Source organism: Caldimonas tepidiphila (assembly GCF_003569765.1).
Classification (GTDB): Bacteria; Pseudomonadota; Gammaproteobacteria; order Burkholderiales; family Burkholderiaceae_C; genus Caldimonas; species Caldimonas tepidiphila.
The window spans coordinates 54,159-70,905 of sequence record NZ_QXMG01000021.1; the positions used below are offsets into that span (position 1 = coordinate 54,159).

Genomic DNA, 16,747 nt, shown 5'->3' on the forward strand with positions numbered 1-16,747 from the left:
CAAAGCATCCTCCGACCCCTTCATCCGGGGGGGTTCCCGAGAAGGGCGGCTCAGGCCCCTTCGCCGAGCAGGGCCTCGCGCACCTGCGACATCTGCCGCCGCGACACCGCCAGCCACTCGTCGAGGCCCTCGACGCGCACCGCCCAGCCCTCCTTGGCGCCCTCCTCGCCCTCGCCCGCCGCGAGCGCGCGGCGCTCCATCGCGCGCACCGCGCGGCGCGCGACCAGCGCATTGCGGTGGATGCGCAGGAAACGCCCGCCCAGGCGCTCCTCCAACTCCGCGAGCGAGTCGTCGAGCACGTAGGAATGCTGCGCAGTGCGCAGCGTCACGTACTTCAACTCCGCCTTCAGGTAGAGCACCTCCGAGACCGGCACGCGGATCACGCGGCCGCGGTCGTTGACGACCAGCACCGGCTCCTCGTCCGCCGCGGGGACGCCGCGCGCGCGCAGCCGCTCGGCGGCGCGCTGCAGCGCGGTCTGCAGCCGCTCTCGCCGCACCGGCTTGGTCAGGTAGTCCACCGCGTCGAGCTCGAAGGCCGCCACCGCGTGCTCGGCATGCGCGGTGACGAAGACCACCGCCGGCGCCGGGCTGCGTTCACGCAGCCGCGCCGCCAGCGCCGTGCCGTCCATCCCCGGCATCTGCACGTCGAGCAGCACGACGTCGCAGCGGTTCGCGTCGAGCCAGGCCAGCGCCTCCGTCGCGCTCGCCGCCTCGCCGGTCGCGACCGACAGCGGGTCGGGGTTGTCCTGCACCAGGCAGCGCAGCCGCATGCGCGCCAGTTCCTCGTCGTCGACGATCAGCACGTTCAACATCGAAGATGCCCTCCCCTCTTCTTGTACTCGTGGCCTGTCCGTCGCCTCAGTCCAGCGGCACCGCGATCTGCACCCGCCAGGTGGAGCCGTGCGCGCCGGCCGCGAACTGGGCCGACACATCATGCAGCAGGCCGAGGCGCTCCCGCACGTTCTTCAGCGCGATGCCGTGTCCGGCACGCGATGCTGCCGCCTCCCCCGGGGGCAGCGAGTTGACGATCGTCAACCAGACCATGCCGTGCCGCACGCGCGTGCTCACGCGCAGCCAGCCGCCCTGCTCCGCCGGCTCGACGCCGTGGCGCACCGCGTTCTCCACCAGCGGCTGCAGCAGCAGCGGCGGCACCCGCGCCGCGCCGGCCGCGGGGTCGAGCTGCCAGCTCACCTGCAGCCGGCTGCCGAAGCGCAGCTGCTCGATCGCCAGGTAGCGGCGCGCCAGCTCCACCTCCTCGCTGAGCGTCACCGCGTCGCCGCCCGCGCCGAGCGCGACCCGGAACAGCTCGGCCAGGTCCTCCAGCACCGCTTCGGCGCGCGCCGGGTCGACCCGCACCAGCGCGATCGCGGTGTTGAGCGTGTTGAACAGGAAATGCGGCCGGATGCGCGACTGCAGCTCGGCGAGCCGCGCCGCGGTGTCGGCGGGCAGCCGGCTGCGCGCGCGCAGCCGCAGCGCATAGAACAGCGCCGCCGACAGCCCCGCGCCCCCCAGCCACGGCGCCGCCGGCAGGCCGGCGGGCGGCTCCATCAGCCCGGTCAGCCCGGCCTGCCACCAGCCGAAGGCGCCGCACAGCGCGCCGAGCCCGAGGGCCGCAGCCCACTGCCAGGCGTCGCCCACCGTCGCCAGCGGGCGCTTGAGCGCGCAGGCGAGCACCAGCCACAGCAGCGTGGCGGGCAGCGCCACCGCCGAGCCCCGCATGAAATCGAGCAGCCAGCCCCAGCCGCTGGCCGCGGTGAAGGCGAGCGCCACCGCGAGCACCGCATGCACGAGCAGCACCGCGCGCAGCACCACGCCGACGTGGCAGGCGTCGAAGGGCGAGACCGGGGCGGGCGGCTCCCTGCCGCCGGGCGGCCGGGCGGCTGCGGCGACGTCGAAGATCGTGCTGTGGCCGAAGGCACTGCCCGGCGCGTCGGCGCGGGCGGCAGGAGGACGGGAGGACGGCAAGGGCTGCTGGGGGTCGGGGCCGGGCGGCGGGAGGGAGGGGGCGCCTACAATCCCGGGCATTCTGCAAGACGGGCGCCGCGCTTCGCAAGCGCCAGGCGCTCCGCCCCTGCCCGCCCCGACCGCGTCGCGCGCCGCGCCGCCCCCACCCGTCGTCTGCCATGTCCTCCAATCAACTCGACAAGAAATCCGAAGCCTGGTCCGCGCTGTTCTCCGAACCGATGAGCGAGCTGGTCAAGCGCTACACCGCCAGCGTCTTCTTCGACAAGCGGCTGTGGAAGGCCGACATCGCCGGCAGCCTCGCGCACGCCGAGATGCTCGCCGCGCAGGGCGTGATCTCCGCGGACGACCATGCCGCGATCCAGCGCGGCATGGCCCAGATCACGCAGGAGATCGAGTCCGGCGCCTTCGAGTGGAAGCTCGACCTCGAGGACGTGCACCTGAACGTCGAGGCGCGGCTGACGCAGCTCGTCGGCGACGCCGGCAAGCGGCTGCACACCGGTCGCAGCCGCAACGACCAGGTCGCCACCGACGTGCGGCTGTGGCTGCGCGACGAGATCGACCTGATCGGCGGGCTGCTCTCGGACCTGCAGAAGGCGCTGCTCGAGCTGGCGGAGAAGAACGCCGACGTGATCCTGCCCGGCTTCACCCACCTGCAGGTCGCGCAGCCGGTCAGCTTCGGCCACCACATGCTCGCCTACGTCGAGATGTTCGCGCGCGACGCCGAGCGCATGGCCGACGTGCGCCGCCGCGTCAACCGCCTGCCGCTGGGCGCCGCGGCGCTCGCCGGCACCAGCTACCCGCTCGACCGCGAGCGCGTCGCGAGGACGCTGGGCATGGAGGGCGTGTGCCAGAACAGCCTCGACGCCGTGAGCGACCGCGACTTCGCGATCGAGTTCACCGCCGCCGCCTCGCTCGTGATGGTGCACGTCAGCCGCATGAGCGAGGAGCTGATCCTGTGGATGAGCCAGAGCTTCGGCTTCATCGACATCGCCGACCGCTTCTGCACGGGCTCCTCGATCATGCCGCAGAAGAAGAACCCGGACGTGCCGGAGCTCGCGCGCGGCAAGACCGGCCGCGTCGTCGGCCACCTGATGGGCCTGATCACGCTGATGAAGGGCCAGCCGCTCGCCTACAACAAGGACAACCAGGAGGACAAGGAGCCGCTGTTCGACACCGTCGACACGCTCAAGGACACGCTGCGCATCTTCGCCGAGATGGCCGCCGGCATCACGGTGAAGCCCGAGGCGATGGAGCGCGCGGCGCTGCGCGGCTACGCCACCGCCACCGACCTCGCCGACTACCTGGTCAAGAAGGGCCTGCCCTTCCGCGACGCGCACGAGGTCGTCGCGCACGCGGTGAAGACCGCGATCGGGCACGGCGTGGACCTCTCGGAGCTGCCGCTCGCGGAGCTGCAGGCCTTCCACCCCGGCATCGGCGAGGACGTGTTCGAGGTGCTGTCGCTGCGCGGCTCGCTGAACGCGCGCAACATCCTCGGCGGCACCGCGCCCGCGCAGGTGCGCGCGCAGATCGGGCGCCACCGCAGCCGGCTCGGCTGAGCCCGCGCCGTCCCCCCGCTCCCGCGGCGGGGACTTGCGCTGCATCAAGAAAAGACCGCGCGCCCGCCCCCGCATCCGCCGGGGTGCGCCGGCGTCCGCCGCCCTGGGAAGGGCGTCCCCCGAGGCTGAGGAGCTGTGCGTTCGGCCTGCCGATGGACTGTCCTGGATCAAGGCGGCCCGGTTCACCGCGGCCTACAGTCGGGCGCATCTTCCGATTCGAGGCTTTGGCGATGACCGCTCTCACCTGGACCGACACGCTCGTGCTCGACAACCCGCGCATGGACACCACGCATCGCGAGTTCGTCGAGCTGCTCAACGCGGTGGCCGCCGCCGACGACGAGGCGCTGCTGCCGGGCTTCCGCGAGCTGCTCGAGCACACCGTCGAGCACTTCGCGCAGGAGGAGCGCTGGATGCTCGCCACCGGCTTCGCGCCGGAGAACTGCCACCAGACGCAGCACGCGATGGTGCTGCAGGTGATGCGCGAGGTGGAGCAGCGTGCCGCCGGCGGCGAGACCGAGTTCATCCGCCGGCTGGTGCCGGAGCTCGCGAGCTGGTTCCCGCAGCACGCCGAGATGATGGATGCGGCGCTCGCCTACCACTGCGCGCAGCTCGGCTACGACACGACCGAGGAGGCGCTGCGCCCCGGTGCCGCGGCCCCCGCGCTGCCGCAGGCGCCAATCACCGGCTGCGGCAGCGCGAGCTGCGCCTGAGGCCGCGCGGCCGCTTCAGCCCGCGGCCGCCTGCGCCTCGCGCAGCTCCCGGCGCGAGCGCCGCATCACGCGCACCCCGGCACTGAGCGCGAGCGCGGCCATGATCGCGGCCACCAGCAGGTCCGGCCAGGCCGAGCCGGTGCCGAACACGCCGAGCGCGGCGAGCACGATCGCGGCATTGCCGAGCGCGTCGTTGCGCGAGCACAGCCACACCGACTCGGCATTCGCGTCGCCGTCGCGCCAGCGCCAGAGCAGCGCCGCGACGCCGAGGTTGGCCGCCAGCGCCAGCAGGCCCACGCCCCCCATCAGCGTCGCCTGCGGCGCCGAACCGTGCAGCGCCGAGAACAGCGCCTGCGCGAGCACGCCGACGCCCCACAGCGCCATCACCACGCCCTTGAGCAGCGCCAGGCGCGTGCCCCACACCGCCGCCATGCCGAGCACCGCCAGCGACAGGCCGTAGTTCAGCGCGTCGCCGGCGAAATCGACCGCGTCCGCGAGCAGCGCGGCCGAGTCGGCGCGCACGCCGGCGCCGAACTCGAGCGCGAACATCGCGGCGTTGACGAGCAGTGCGATCCACAGCACCCGGCGCCAGCGCGGGTCGGCGGCGCGCCGCCGCGCTGCCGGCGCCTCGCAGTGATCGTGGCAGTCGCAAGCCATCGCGGATCTCCTTTCATGGTTTCCCGAACAGGCGCCCCGCCGCCGGGCCGCCCTCGCCTACAGTGATTGCAAACCCTGTAGCGGCTACAGAGTCAAGCACCGCCCCGCGGCCGCCCTGCGGTCCTCGGGGTCGAAGCGGGAAGGAGCAGCGATGAGGATCGGCGAGCTGGCGCGGCGCTCGGACACCGCGGTCGAGACGGTGCGCTACTACGAGCGCGAGGGGCTGCTGCCCGCCGCCGCGCGCAGCGAGGGCAACTACCGCGACTACGGCGAGGCGGCGCTCGCGCGCTTGAAGTTCATCCGGCACTGCCGTGCACTCGACCTGTCGCTGGCCGAGATCCGCGAGCTGCTGGCGGTGCGCGATGCGCCGCGCGCGTCCTGCGCCGGCGTGACCGGGCTGATCGAGTCGCACCTCGCGCATGTCGAGCAGCGCATTGCCGAGCTGCAGCAGCTGCGCGGGCAGCTCGAGGTGCTGCGCGAGTCCTGCACCGCGCCGGGCGAGGGCGCGCAGTGCGGCATCCTCGCGCGGCTCGAGCACGAGGGGACGCCCGCTGCCGCCGCGCCGCCCCCGGGCCCCCTGGGACACCTGCGCTGAGCGCCCGCGCGGCGGGGCAGCGGGCCTTCGCCTCAGGCCCGCGGGCGGGGCGCGTCGGGATGCGCGTCCGACTCCCGCTCGGCCTGGCGCGCCTCCTCGCGCATCTCGAACATCAGGAAGAAGTTCAGCGCGGTGCGGATCAGCGCGATCGCGTCGAGCTTGCCGATCTGCTCCCAGCTCGGCGCGATCGCGGTGGAGAGGATGTCGGCGGCGAGCTGGAACTCGAGCGCGAGCGTCAGGTAGCGCGCGAACTGCAGCCGTACGCGGTTGAAGCCCCCACCCTGGCGGCGCAGCAGCGACACGGCGATCGAGCCGACCGCCACCGCCACGCCGATCGCGATGATCAGCGCGCTGAGGGTCTCGACCGCCAGGCGCAGCCACTCGACCACCTCGCGCGCCAGGGACTCGGATTGCCGGAACATCGCCCTCCTGAAAGCTGCCGCGCAGTCGCAAGCCCCGTGCCCGGGGCGATACTCTGCCGCATCCCTTGACCGAAGCACCGATGCCGCGCCGCTGGATTGCCCACCTCGACATGGATGCGTTCTACGCGTCGGTGGAACTGCTGCGCTACCCGCAATTGCGCGGCCGGCCGGTGGTGGTCGGCGGCGGGCGCAGGCGCGCGTCCTCTGCGCAGGGCGGCGGCGAGGAGGCGGCCTTCGCCACGCTGCGCGACTACGCCGGCCGCGGCGTAGTCACCACCGCCACCTACGAGGCGCGCGCACGCGGCGTGCATTCCGGCATGGGGCTGATGAAGGCCGCGGCGCTCGCGCCCGACGCGCTGCTGCTGCCGGCGGACTTCGACGAGTACCGGCGCCACTCGCGGCTCTTCAAGGCCGCGGTGGCCGAGATCGCGCCGGTGATCGAGGACCGGGGCATCGACGAGATCTACATCGAGCTGAGCGAGGTGCCGGGCGCGCAGGAGCCGATCGGCTACGACCCGCACGGCGGCGTGCGCGCGCTCGCGCAGCAGATCCGCAACAACGTGCGGCAGGCCACCGGCCTCACCTGCTCGATCGGCGTCACGCCCAACAAGCTGCTGTCGAAGATCGCCTCCGACCTCGACAAGCCCGACGGGCTGACGCTGCTGACCGAGGCCGACATCCCGACGCGGATCTGGCCGCTGCCGGTGCGGCGCATCAACGGCATCGGTCCGAAGGCGAACCTCGCGCTGCAGGGGCTGGGCATCGAGACGATCGGCGAGCTCGCGGCGGCCGACCCGGCGCTGCTGATCGCGCACTTCGGCCGCAGCTACGGCGCGTGGCTGCACGAGGCCGCGCACGGGCGCGACGCGCGGCCGGTGGTCACTCACAGCGAGCCCAAGAGCATCAGCCGCGAGACCACCTTCGAGCGCGACCTGCACCCGCGCCACGACCGCGCGCTGCTGTCGCAGCTGTTCACGCAGCTGTGCGAGCGGGTCGCGGAGGACCTGCGGCGCAAGGGCTACGTCGGCCGCACGATCGGGCTGAAGCTGCGCTTCGACGACTTCCGCACCGTCACGCGCGACCTGACGCTCGAGGCGCCCACCGCCGACGCCCGGGCGATCCGCGCCGCCGCCGGCCAGTGCCTCAAGCGCGTGCCGCTCGAGCGCCGCCTGCGCCTGCTCGGCGTGCGGGTGGGATCGCTCGAGGCGGCGCAGGGACCGCAGGGCGCGCGCAGCGCGCGCCGGCCGGCGGCGGCCGCAGCGCGTGCGCAGCGGGCGGCGGCGCAGGCCCTCGGCGAGACGCTGCCGCTGTTCGGCGACGCCGACGCGCCGGGCTGAGCCGCGCGCGGCCGCGCCCTCAGGCCGGCTGCTGGTCGGAGGTGGCCCCGGCGGCCTCGCTCGCGTATTCCTTCAGGCGGTTGTAGAGCGTCTTCAGGCTCACGCCGAGCGCCGCCGCGGTGCGCTCCTTGTGCCCGCCGTAGTGCTCCAGGGTCGCGAGGATCAGCTGGCGCTCGACGTCGGCGAGCGAGGTGCCGACCCGCACCGTCAGCAGAGGGCCGGTGCCGTTGCCGATGATGTTCATCGGCGCGCTGGCCGCTCCGCCCTCGCCGCCGCCCGCCGGCGCGGCCACGGCGGCCGCCGGCCCGCTGGTCGGCAGCCACTCGTCGGAGATCATTCCGCCGGAGGCCATCACGTAGGCGCGCTGCACCACGTTGCGCAGCTCGCGCACGTTGCCCGGCCAGCGGTACTGCGCCATGCGCGCCAGCGCTTCGGGCGAGAAGCGCTTGTGCTGGCCCTCGCGCTGGATGACGTCGCCGAGGAAGTGGTTGGCCAGCAGCGGGATGTCCTCCAGCCGCTCGCGCAGCGGCGGCAGCTGGATCGGAAACACGTTGAGACGGTAGAAGAGGTCCTCGCGCAGCTTGCCGGACGCCACCGCCTGCTCGGGCGAACGGTTGGTCGCGGCGATGATGCGCACGTCCGCCTCCTGCAGCACGGTCGAGCCCACCCGCATGAAGGTGCCGGTCTCGAGCACGCGCAGCAGCTTGACCTGCAGCTCCAGCGGCATCTCGGTGACCTCGTCGAGGAACAGCGTTCCGCCATGCGCGCGCTCGAAGAAGCCCTGGTGCTGGCGGTCGGCGCCGGTGAAGCTGCCCTTCTCGTGGCCGAAGATCTCGCTCTCGATCAGGTGCGGCGAGATCGCGCCGCAGTTGACGGCGAGGAAGGGGCGGCGGCGGCGGCGGCTGAGGTCGTGCACGGTGCGCGCGACCACCTCCTTGCCGGTGCCGCTCTCGCCGGTGATCAGCACCGTCACGGCGGTCTGCGACACGCGCGAGACCTGCTCGTAGACGCGCTGCATCGCCGGCGAGCGGCCCCACAGGCCGCCAAAGTGGCCGTCGCGCTCGAGCTGCGCCTTCAGGTCGGCGAGCTCGGCCTTGAGCGCCGAGGGCTTCATCACGCGCGACAGGATGCCCTGCAGCTGCTTGATGTTGATCGGCTTGATGATGTAGTCGGCCGCGCCCAGGCGCAGCGCCTGGATCGAGGTGTCGAGGCTGGCGTGGCCGGTGATCAGCACGACCTCGGAATTGGCGAGGGCGGCGGGGTCGTCGAACAGCTGCATGCCCGAGCCGTCGGGCAGCATCAGGTCGAGCAGCACGATGTCCGGCTCGTGCAGCGCCAGCTGGCGCCGGGCATCGGCCAGCGTGGTGGCAGTGGCGGTCGTGAAGCCTTCGCTGGCAATCAGGGCCGCCATCATCTCGGCGGAATCAGCGTCGTCTTCGACGATCAGCGCGTGGCTCATGAAGGTCCTCCCGTGAAATCCGCTCGCCGACTCCGGCGGCGGACGATTTTGAGCCCCTGACACCCGGGGTGGAGCGTGCAGGGGCCTCCATATTGCAGGCAAACCTTACCTGAAGTCGCGTGCCTCATGCGTATCAGGGGGTACGGGTATCGCGATTGCCCCCTTAATCTGTACACCATGGATGTATCAACACGACACCGAAACACCCCCGCTGTGGGCATCGGCGGCAAGGAGCCGACCTTGCACCGCAGCCGGACCGTGATGCTGCTGGTCGACTTCATTAACCCGATGCAGTTTGCGGGTTCGGAGCAGCTGGCCCCGCATGCCGTGGAGGCCGCCGCGTACACGGCGGCCCTGAAGGCGCGCGTGGCCCGCCGAGGCGTCCAGTGCATCTATGCCAACGACAACTACGGCACCTGGCACTCCGAGTTCGCGGACGTGCTGCGCCACTGCATCTCGCTCGGCGGGCCGGCCCGCCAGATCGCCGAGCTGCTGGCGCCCAAGCCGCAGGACCTCACGATCATCAAGCCGCGACATTCCGGATTTTTTTGCACTCCTCTGGAATTGTTACTGGCGCAAATGCGCACCCGGCACCTGATCATCGTCGGGCTGGCCGCCGACATCTGCGTGCAGTTCACCGCGATGGACGCCCATCTGAGGGGCTACGACCTCTGGGTGCCCGAGGACTGCACCGCGTCGGAAACGCCCGAGCGCAAGCAGATGGCGCTGACCTACCTGCAGCGCGTGATGAACGCCGACACCCGGCCCGCGGTGCCGCGGCTGCACGGCCGCCTGCGCCTGCCGCCGAGCACCCCGCATCCGGGGGGTGAGTTCGACGAGCGGCTGATCGGCGACGATGGCGACGACGCCGCCGACGAGTTGCTGCGCGACACGCTCAAGGTCGTGAACCGCTGAGGAGCCGGGGGCGGGCGGCGCGTCCGGCCCGCACCCTGCCCTGCATGCCCCCTTCGTTCGACCCGGGCTGCGGCGGGTCCGCCCCGCCGGCCCGATCCCGCGCTCAGGCGCTCGCCGCCCACTGCGGTGAGGACACCGACGGCCGGATCACCTGCTTAAGCGTCTCCAGCAGGCTGGTCGAGTCGATCGGCTTGCCGACATGCACGTCGAAGCCCGCCTGCAGCGCGCGGCGCCGGTCCTCGGCACGCGCGAAGGCCGTCAGCGCCACGGCCACCATGCGCGGGCGGCCGTTGCGCTGCTCGAAGGCGCGCACGCGCTGCATGAAGCTGTAGCCGTCCTCGTCGGGCATCGCGATGTCGGAGATCACCGCGTCGGGCTGCTGCTCGGGCGTGGTGTGCGACAGGTAGTCGTAGGCACGCGCGGCACAGTCGAAGCTCACGAGCTCGGCCTGCGCGCCGCGCAGGATCAGCTCCAGGATCTCGCGGCCGTCCGCATCGTCCTCGACGACGACGATGCGCTTGTGCGCGAGCGGCGCCTGCGGGTCGGCCGGCAGCGGCTCGAGGACGGGCGGCAGCTCGTTGGCGGCGAGCCGGTCGGGCAACTCGATCGTGAAGGTGGCGCCGCGCCCGATGCCCTCGCTGTGCGCGTTGACGCTGCCGCCATGCAGCTCGATCAGCTGCCGGGCCAGCGACAGTCCCAGTCCCAGCCCGCCCTGGCGCCGCGTGCGCGAGCCGTCGGCCTGCTGGAAGCGATCGAACACGAAGGGCAGCTGCGCGGGCTCGACGCCGATGCCGGTGTCGCTGACCTCGACCGCGATGGTCTGCGGCCCGCGCGCGCTGCGCACGCTCACCGTGCCGCCCTCGGGCGTGAACTTCACGGCGTTCGAGATCAGGTTGGCGATTGCCTGGCGCATGCGGTCGAGGTCCAGCAGGACCATGCCGACGGCCGGGTCGTGCCGGATCTCGAGCGTGATGTTCTTCGCCTGCGCGGCCGGGCGCACCGTCTCGACGGCCTGGTCGATCACCGAGGCGAGACCGGCGCGGCGCAGCTCGAGCTGGAGCTGGCCGCACAGGATGCGCTGCGCGTCGAGCAGGTCGTCGACCATGCGCGCCTGCGACTGCGTGTTGCGCTCGATCGCGTCGAGGGCCTTGAGCTGCATCGCCTGCAGCCCCCCGGTCTGACGCAGCACGTGGGCCCAGCCGCGGATCGCGTTGAGCGGCGAGCGCAGCTCGTGCGAGACCACGGCGAGGAACTCGTCCTTCGACGACGCGAGCGCCTCGGCCTCGACGCGCGCGGCGCGCTCGCGGTCGAGCAGCTCCTCGCGCTCGATCTCGCGCGCCTTGCGCTCGGTGATGTCCTCGACGACGCCGCCGAGGCGCGTGCCGCGCCCGTCGGGCCCGCGCAGGAAGAAGCGCCGGTCGCGGATCCAGCGCGTCTCGCCGTCGCGCGACACGATGCGGTACTCGCGCACCGTGTCGGCCGCGAGGCGCTGCGGATCCTCGGCAAAGAAGGGCTGCGGCAGCCGCGCGGCATCCTCGGCGGCGACGGCGCGGCTCCAGACCTGCGGGTCGGCCAGCAGCTCAGCGGCCGTGGCGCCCCAGAGCCGCTCGAAGCCCGGGCTCACGTAGAGCAACTGGCAGGCGGCGAGGTCGGCGACCCAGAACACGTCGTCGCTGCTCTCCACGAACTGGCGGAAGCACTGCTCGCCCTCGGCGAGCGGCGGGCAGCCGGAAGAAGACGGGGCGGTGCGGCCCGCGCCCGGATCGGTCGATGCATCGAGCGCCATTCTCTGCGGCGTCCTCTCATCAGGGAAAAGTGCCATCGGAAACCTCTTCGGCCCCACCCAACGATGCAGGGCACATATCCCCCGTTGCGCAAGAAGCGTGCCGCTGCCTGAAAACCCTCGTCATAGGGGAAATCCGGGTTTCACGCAGATTCGCGCCACTTTACCGACGCACCCCTTACACCCGCCGGCAAATGTTGCGGGGCCACGCCCGGACTCCCTGCCTTCGCAGGGGTTGCGGCAACAAGCGCACCCCTTTTCATCGGGATTACGGGGTCTTGACATGCGCGCGCAAGGAAGACCCCGAGGGCACGGCGTTTGCCGAAGTCGGACATGCGCACAGCCATGCTGCGAACCCTTCCCTCCAAGGAGGCAGGGATCGCGGGTACGGCGGTTCGCAGTGTTTCTCGTGTTCTTTTCGTTCAGTGAACTCTCAACAGGAGTAGGCCATGATCAACTTCATCGTTTGGCTCATCGTTGGCGGATTGATCGGCTGGGTCGCCAGCATGATCATGCGGACCAATGCGGAACAAGGCATGTTCCTCAACATCGTCGTCGGCATCATCGGTGCCGCGCTCGGCGGCTGGCTGATCTCGCCGCTGCTCGGCATTCCCAGCATGAGCTCGGGCAACTTCAGTCTCGGCGCCTTGCTCGTGGCGCTGCTCGGCTCGGTGATCCTGCTGGCCATCGTCAATCTCTTCCGCAGAGGTCGCGTGCGCTAACCGTCCCTTGCGGTGGCGAGGGGCCGGCACGCCGCCTTCGGCGCCCGCCCCCCTCCCCCCGCAGGCGATGGCCTGCGGCATACCGTCTGAACCGCATGCTATGGCGTGGCAAGCGTCTCGACAGGCGCCAACGCGCCGCTCCCAGCCGGGGACGGCCTGGCCGGAGCGCATCGCCGAGATTGCGCCGCAACCTTTCACAAACCCAAGGAGAAACTGATGGATACCAATCCGAACGACACCGGCAGCACCACCTCCTCCACCGGCATGGGTTCGACCGGCACGACCTCCGGCATGAGCACGACTTCCGGCATGGGCACCTCTTCCGGAATGGGTACGACCTCCGGCATGGGCACCTCTTCCGGCATGGGCACCTCCTCCGGCATGGACGCCTCCGGCAACGACATGAAGACGCAGGCACACAGCCTGGTGGACCGGGCCGCACGGGCGGCGCACGAGACGGTGGACCGCCTCACCGGCCAGAGCGGGCCGGCGATGGAGCGCATGCGCTCGATGGCCAGCGATGCGCAGGAGCGGATGCGCCAGAAGTACGGCGAGCTCGGCCAGATGGAAGAGGAGTGGGTCACGATGGCCCGCACCACCGTGCGCGAGCACCCGCTCGCCTCGATCGCGGTGGCGGTGGTGGCCGGCATGCTGATCAGCCGCATGTCCTCGTCCTCGTCCGATCACCACCACTGAGCATGGAGAGCGCCGCCACCACTCCGCCCTCGGCGGCCTCGGCGGCAGCGACCGGCCCCGCCGCCGGCACGCTGCCTCCCGAGCCGCCCCAGGAAAGCGGCCCGCCCGGCAGCGTCAAGGCACTGCTGCAGACCGTCAACACCTTGCTCGAGGAGGCCAACGGCGCGCTGCGCGGCCGCATGGAGTTGTTCTCGCTGGAGCTGCGCCGCACCGGCTCGGCCGTGGCGCAGATGGTGGCCCTGGCACTGCTGGCGGGACTGCTGGCGAGCGTCGCCTGGCTCACGCTGATGGCCGGGCTGTACATGGTGCTGGTGAGCCTGGGCCTGCACTGGTCGCTGGCCGTGCTCGCCGTGCTGCTGATCAACGGCGGCGGCGCCGTCGCGGCGCTGATGCGCGCGCGTTCGCTGACCTCCGACCTGGGCTTCCCCGCGACCAAGCGCCGGCTGCGCTTCGGCCCGCACCGCTCGGAGCCCGAACCGATCGTCCCTCCGTCCCCACGACAGGAAGCTGCCGATGGAAACCCGTGAAGCCGACCTGCGAGCCCGCACGCACCCGGTGACGCCGACCGACCTGCACACGACGATGCCAGCGGTGGAAGCGGCCCCCGCCGCCACGCCGCCCGAGCCCGGGCGGGCGCCGGCCCGGCCGCACCCGTCCGAGCCGCGCACGCTCGCCGAGCGCATCGCCGACACCGAGCGCGAGGTGATCGAGCACGACGAGGCGTTGCGCCATGGCGTCGACGATCTGCGCAGCAACGCGCGCGAGGCGGTGCGCAGCCAGGCACGCACCGGCATGATGATCGGCGCCGGCGCCCTCGCGCTCGGCCTCGTGCTGTGGAAGTCGGGCCGCTCGTCGCGGCATGCGCCGGTGAGGACGATCGGGCGGCATGCCGAGGCGCGGCGCCCGCACCGCCAGTCGCGCGCCAAGCCGCTGATGCGGCTGCTCGCGCGCCTGCTGCCGCTGCTCGTGCCGGTGGTCGCGCCGCTCGCGAGCACCCGCTTGCGTCAGACCGTCGGCCCGCGCGCCGCGGCGCTCGTGATGGCGATGGCGCTGCCGATGGTCACGCGTGCGGCCGGCACGATCGCGCCGCCGGTCGCCACGCACGGCGGCGGCGGCGAGGACCCGCGCACGGTGCCGCTGCTCGACCTCGATCGCTATGCCGGCGACTGGTACGAGGTCGCACGGCTGCCCACCGCCCTCGAGCGCGGCTGCAGTCGCGACGCCTCGACGCGCTACACGCTGCGCGGCGACGACACGCTGGTGGTGACCAACCGCTGCGTGCAGGACGACGGCAGCGTGGAGGCTGTCACCGGCATCGCGCAGCAGCCCGACCCGGCCGCTCCCGGCAAGCTCAAGCTCAGCTTCGCGCCGGACATGCTGCGCTGGCTGCCCTTCACCTGGGCCGACTACTGGGTGCTGCATGTCGACGACGACTACAGCCACGCCGTGGTCGGCACGCCCGAGCGCGACCACCTCTGGCTGCTGTCGCGCACGCCGCGCATGGACGACACGACCTTCCACCGGCTCGCGTCGCTCGCTGCCGGGCAGGGCTACGAGGTGCACCGGCTGAGGCGCACCGTGCAGACCTCGCTCTGAGCGCGCGCCTCCCCTGGGGAGCGCGAACAGGCCTGGCCTGTTCGCGCTCACGTCCGTACTCGCGGCTCCAGGAGGAAGGGGCCGGGCGTCCGCGTCATGGGCGCGGCTTCCGCTCGCGATCCCGCGCATCCGTGCTGCGGGGCGGCCTCCGCCCGACCGCGATCGCCGACGTGCGGCTCGCGCCGCTCGCCAGCGCATCGCGGAACGGGAGGGCCGGACCGAGCCCTCAGGCCCCGCCCGCGTCGCCACCCACCATGTCCTCGGCGCGCACCCAGCGGTCGAAGTCCTCGGCGCTGACGAGGCCGAGCGCGAGCGCTGCCTCCTTGAGCGTGCTGCCGTCGCGGTGCGCCTTCTTCGCGATGCCTGCGGCCGCGTCGTAACCGATGTGCGGCGCAAGCGCCGTCACCAGCATCAGCGAGCGCTGCACGCCCTCGGCCATCCGCCCGGTGTTCGCCTCGATGCCGCGCACGCAGTGCTCGTCGAAGCTGCGCATGCCGTCGGCCAGCAGCCGCACGCTGTGCAGCAGGTTGTGCGCGAGCAGCGGCTTGAAGACGTTGAGCTCGAAGTTGCCCGAGGCGCCGCCGATGTTGACCGCCACGTCGTTGCCGAACACCTGGCAGCACAGCATCGTCATCGCCTCGCTCTGCGTCGGGTTGACCTTGCCGGGCATGATCGAGCTGCCGGGCTCGTTCTCGGGGATGCGGATCTCGCCGAGGCCGGCGCGCGGGCCGGACGCGAGCCAGCGCACGTCGTTGGCGATCTTCATCAGCGCCGCGGCGAGCGTCTTGAGCGCGCCGTGCGCGAACACCAGCTCGTCGTGCGCGGCAAGCAGCGCGAACTTGTTGGCGCCGCTGACGAAGGGCTGGCCGGTGCGCTGCGCAAGCTCGGCGGCGACCTCGTCGCCGAAGTCCGGCGGGGTGTTGAGCCCGGTGCCGACCGCGGTGCCGCCCACCGCGAGCGAGTGCAGCGGCGGTAGCACCGCGGCGAGCGCCGCCTCGGCGTGGTCGAGCTGCGCGACGTAGCCCGAGAACTCCTGCCCGAGCGTGATCGGCGTCGCGTCCTGCAGGTGGGTGCGGCCGATCTTCACGAGGCCGGCGAAGGCATGCGCCTTGTCGATCAGGCTCGCGCGCAGCCCGGCGAGCGCCGGCCGCAGCTGCCGCTCGACCGCCAGCACCGCGGCGACATGCATCGCGGTGGGGATGATGTCGTTCGAGCTCTGGCCCAGGTTGACGTCGTCGTTCGGGTGCACGAGCCGCTTCGCGCCGCGCTCGCCGCCGAGCAGCTCCGAGGCGCGGTTGGCGAGCACCTCGTTCATGTTCATGTTGGTCTGCGTGCCCGAGCCGGTCTGCCAGACGACGAGTGGGAACTCCTCGTCGTGCCGCGCGGCAAGCACCTCGTCGGCGGCCTGCACGATCGCGGCGGCCTTCTCGGGCGTGAGCAGCCCGCGCGCGCCGTTGACCACCGCGCAGGCGCGCTTGACCTCGGCCAGCGCCATCAGCAGCTCGCGCGGCATGCGGTCGCCGGCGATGCGGAAGTACTGCAGCGAGCGCTGCGTCTGCGCGCCCCACAGCCGATCGGCCGGCACCTCGATCTCGCCCATCGCGTCGCGTTCGGTGCGTGTCGTGCTCATGGATGCTCCTTGGCTGCCACGCCCCGCATCGGCAAGGCGCGTGCCCCGCGGCCCCGCCTGCATCGGGCGCGTGCCCGCGGCAGGTCGCGCCGCGCTTCAAGCCGATGCAGCACGCCGCGGCCGGGCCCTGCGTCGAGCCGCTTCAGTCGTCCCAGCGGCCGCCGCCGTGGCGCACATGGCCGACCGCGCCACCGTGGTAGTGGCCGCCGTGGCGCCACTCGCCATGGCCGTGGCCATGGTGCTTGTGCTTCCAGTGCTTGTGCGGCGGCGCCTGCACGATGTAGGTCGGCGCCGGCGCGTACACCACGCGCGGCGGCGGCGTGTAGACCACCGGCGGCGGTGCATAGACCACGCGCGGCGCAGGGGCCACCACCACCGGCGCCGGCACGTAGACGGGCGCCGGGGCGTAGACCACCGGGGGCGCGTTCGAGATCGTCGCGCCGACGACCGGGGCCTGCACGCCGACCGACCAGTAGACGTCGCGGGCCTGCGCCGGCGCGGCTGTCAGCGCCATCACGCCGGCCAGGACGGCGCCGCAGAGGCGCACTTGCAGGGACAGCAGTTTCATGTTCGATCTCCTTCGAATCCGCTCGCCCCGCGCAACGAAGCGGGGCCTGCCGTGAAGTAACGCATGGGACACGTTCCCAGATATACCGGCACTCGTTTCAAGCGCAACAAAACGTTGCCTTCTGCGCCCGTTTCCC

General features: G+C 72.2%; 17 protein-coding genes. 9 read left to right on the forward strand and 8 right to left on the reverse strand.

What is annotated here, in order from left to right:
- Window positions 1–50 precede the first annotated feature (50 nt).
- Both D3A59_RS14645 and D3A59_RS14650 read right to left on the reverse strand, forming a co-directional pair.
- Window positions 51–812: a LytR/AlgR family response regulator transcription factor gene (locus tag D3A59_RS14645; protein WP_119155682.1), complete on the reverse strand. Its 762-nt coding sequence runs from the start codon at window positions 810–812 to the stop codon at window positions 51–53.
- Window positions 813–858: 46 nt separating this feature from the next.
- Window positions 859–1,965 (reverse strand): sensor histidine kinase, encoded by a 1,107-nt coding sequence (locus D3A59_RS14650; RefSeq protein WP_240636066.1) that lies wholly within the window; start codon window positions 1,963–1,965, stop codon window positions 859–861.
- A 158-nt stretch (window positions 1,966–2,123) separates the two neighbouring features.
- Here D3A59_RS14650 and argH point away from each other — a divergent pair, with 158 nt between their 5' ends.
- Window positions 2,124–3,521, forward strand: a complete 1,398-nt coding sequence (argH, locus tag D3A59_RS14655) for an argininosuccinate lyase (RefSeq protein WP_119155684.1) — start codon at window positions 2,124–2,126, stop codon at window positions 3,519–3,521.
- A gap of 230 nt (window positions 3,522–3,751) precedes the next feature.
- The gene (locus D3A59_RS14660) at window positions 3,752–4,231 is read left to right on the forward strand and encodes a hemerythrin domain-containing protein (protein WP_119155685.1); all 480 of its coding nucleotides are present in this window, start codon (window positions 3,752–3,754) and stop codon (window positions 4,229–4,231) included.
- A gap of 15 nt (window positions 4,232–4,246) precedes the next feature.
- On the opposite strand, the gene D3A59_RS14665 is transcribed toward D3A59_RS14660, so the two are convergent.
- Window positions 4,247–4,888, reverse strand: coding sequence for a cation efflux transmembrane domain-containing protein (locus tag D3A59_RS14665; protein ID WP_119155686.1), 642 nt, complete (start codon window positions 4,886–4,888; stop codon window positions 4,247–4,249).
- Window positions 4,889–5,039: 151 nt separating this feature from the next.
- Here D3A59_RS14665 and cadR point away from each other — a divergent pair, with 151 nt between their 5' ends.
- Window positions 5,040–5,483, forward strand: a complete 444-nt coding sequence (gene cadR, locus D3A59_RS14670; protein WP_119155687.1) for a Cd(II)/Pb(II)-responsive transcriptional regulator — start codon at window positions 5,040–5,042, stop codon at window positions 5,481–5,483.
- A gap of 32 nt (window positions 5,484–5,515) precedes the next feature.
- On the opposite strand, the gene D3A59_RS14675 is transcribed toward cadR, so the two are convergent.
- On the reverse strand, window positions 5,516–5,905 hold the full coding sequence (locus D3A59_RS14675) for a DUF1622 domain-containing protein (protein WP_119155688.1): 390 nt from the start codon (window positions 5,903–5,905) through the stop codon (window positions 5,516–5,518).
- Window positions 5,906–5,985: 80 nt separating this feature from the next.
- Here D3A59_RS14675 and dinB point away from each other — a divergent pair, with 80 nt between their 5' ends.
- A complete protein-coding gene (gene dinB, locus D3A59_RS14680; protein WP_119155689.1) occupies window positions 5,986–7,242 on the forward strand; it encodes a DNA polymerase IV in 1,257 nt (418 codons plus the stop codon).
- Window positions 7,243–7,261: 19 nt separating this feature from the next.
- Here dinB and D3A59_RS14685 read toward each other — a convergent pair whose 3' ends face one another.
- Window positions 7,262–8,701, reverse strand: coding sequence for a sigma-54-dependent transcriptional regulator (locus tag D3A59_RS14685; RefSeq protein ID WP_119155690.1), 1,440 nt, complete (start codon window positions 8,699–8,701; stop codon window positions 7,262–7,264).
- A 240-nt stretch (window positions 8,702–8,941) separates the two neighbouring features.
- Between D3A59_RS14685 and D3A59_RS14690 the strand changes: the two genes are divergently transcribed.
- Window positions 8,942–9,616, forward strand: coding sequence for a cysteine hydrolase family protein (locus D3A59_RS14690; protein WP_240636067.1), 675 nt, complete (start codon window positions 8,942–8,944; stop codon window positions 9,614–9,616).
- A gap of 103 nt (window positions 9,617–9,719) precedes the next feature.
- On the opposite strand, the gene D3A59_RS14695 is transcribed toward D3A59_RS14690, so the two are convergent.
- Complete coding sequence (locus D3A59_RS14695) at window positions 9,720–11,402, reverse strand: PAS domain-containing hybrid sensor histidine kinase/response regulator (protein ID WP_170162350.1); 1,683 nt, start codon at window positions 11,400–11,402, stop codon at window positions 9,720–9,722.
- 449 nt (window positions 11,403–11,851) lie between these two features.
- Here D3A59_RS14695 and D3A59_RS14700 point away from each other — a divergent pair, with 449 nt between their 5' ends.
- The 4 genes from D3A59_RS14700 (at window position 11,852) to D3A59_RS14715 (ending at window position 14,413) form a co-directional block, all read left to right on the forward strand.
- A complete protein-coding gene (locus tag D3A59_RS14700) occupies window positions 11,852–12,121 on the forward strand; it encodes a GlsB/YeaQ/YmgE family stress response membrane protein (RefSeq protein WP_119155719.1) in 270 nt (89 codons plus the stop codon).
- A 216-nt stretch (window positions 12,122–12,337) separates the two neighbouring features.
- Window positions 12,338–12,817 carry an ElaB/YgaM/YqjD family protein gene (locus D3A59_RS14705; RefSeq protein WP_157991536.1) on the forward strand — a complete coding sequence of 160 codons (480 nt, stop codon included), beginning with the start codon at window positions 12,338–12,340 and terminating at the stop codon, window positions 12,815–12,817.
- A 2-nt stretch (window positions 12,818–12,819) separates the two neighbouring features.
- A complete protein-coding gene (locus D3A59_RS14710) occupies window positions 12,820–13,344 on the forward strand; it encodes a phage holin family protein (RefSeq protein WP_119155694.1) in 525 nt (174 codons plus the stop codon).
- Entirely contained in the window at window positions 13,331–14,413 is a 1,083-nt protein-coding gene (locus tag D3A59_RS14715; RefSeq protein WP_119155695.1) for a lipocalin family protein, read from the forward strand. Before D3A59_RS14710 ends, D3A59_RS14715 begins: the two co-directional genes overlap by 14 nt.
- Before the next feature lie 226 nt (window positions 14,414–14,639).
- Here the strand turns inward: D3A59_RS14715 and fumC are convergent, their stop codons facing one another.
- Window positions 14,640–16,043 carry a class II fumarate hydratase gene (fumC, locus tag D3A59_RS14720; RefSeq protein WP_119155696.1) on the reverse strand — a complete coding sequence of 468 codons (1,404 nt, stop codon included), beginning with the start codon at window positions 16,041–16,043 and terminating at the stop codon, window positions 14,640–14,642.
- A 142-nt stretch (window positions 16,044–16,185) separates the two neighbouring features.
- Complete coding sequence (locus D3A59_RS14725; protein ID WP_119155697.1) at window positions 16,186–16,611, reverse strand: hypothetical protein; 426 nt, start codon at window positions 16,609–16,611, stop codon at window positions 16,186–16,188.
- Between the last annotated feature and the right edge of the window lie 136 nt (window positions 16,612–16,747).

Bases quoted from the DNA above. Each gene is read 5' to 3' on its own strand.
- D3A59_RS14645 (WP_119155682.1), bottom strand. From the start codon at position 812: ATGTTGAACGTGCTGATCGTCGACGACGAGGAACTGGCGCGCATGCGG.
- argH (WP_119155684.1), top strand. From the start codon at position 2,124: ATGTCCTCCAATCAACTCGACAAGAAATCCGAAGCCTGGTCCGCGCTG.
- D3A59_RS14660 (WP_119155685.1), top strand. From the start codon at position 3,752: ATGACCGCTCTCACCTGGACCGACACGCTCGTGCTCGACAACCCGCGC.
- D3A59_RS14665 (WP_119155686.1), bottom strand. From the start codon at position 4,888: ATGGCTTGCGACTGCCACGATCACTGCGAGGCGCCGGCAGCGCGGCGG.
- cadR (WP_119155687.1), top strand. From the start codon at position 5,040: ATGAGGATCGGCGAGCTGGCGCGGCGCTCGGACACCGCGGTCGAGACG.
- D3A59_RS14675 (WP_119155688.1), bottom strand. From the start codon at position 5,905: ATGTTCCGGCAATCCGAGTCCCTGGCGCGCGAGGTGGTCGAGTGGCTG.
- dinB (WP_119155689.1), top strand. From the start codon at position 5,986: ATGCCGCGCCGCTGGATTGCCCACCTCGACATGGATGCGTTCTACGCG.
- D3A59_RS14685 (WP_119155690.1), bottom strand. From the start codon at position 8,701: ATGAGCCACGCGCTGATCGTCGAAGACGACGCTGATTCCGCCGAGATG.
- D3A59_RS14695 (WP_170162350.1), bottom strand. From the start codon at position 11,402: ATGGCGCTCGATGCATCGACCGATCCGGGCGCGGGCCGCACCGCCCCG.
- D3A59_RS14705 (WP_157991536.1), top strand. From the start codon at position 12,338: ATGGATACCAATCCGAACGACACCGGCAGCACCACCTCCTCCACCGGC.
- D3A59_RS14710 (WP_119155694.1), top strand. From the start codon at position 12,820: ATGGAGAGCGCCGCCACCACTCCGCCCTCGGCGGCCTCGGCGGCAGCG.
- D3A59_RS14715 (WP_119155695.1), top strand. From the start codon at position 13,331: ATGGAAACCCGTGAAGCCGACCTGCGAGCCCGCACGCACCCGGTGACG.
- fumC (WP_119155696.1), bottom strand. From the start codon at position 16,043: ATGAGCACGACACGCACCGAACGCGACGCGATGGGCGAGATCGAGGTG.
- D3A59_RS14725 (WP_119155697.1), bottom strand. From the start codon at position 16,611: ATGAAACTGCTGTCCCTGCAAGTGCGCCTCTGCGGCGCCGTCCTGGCC.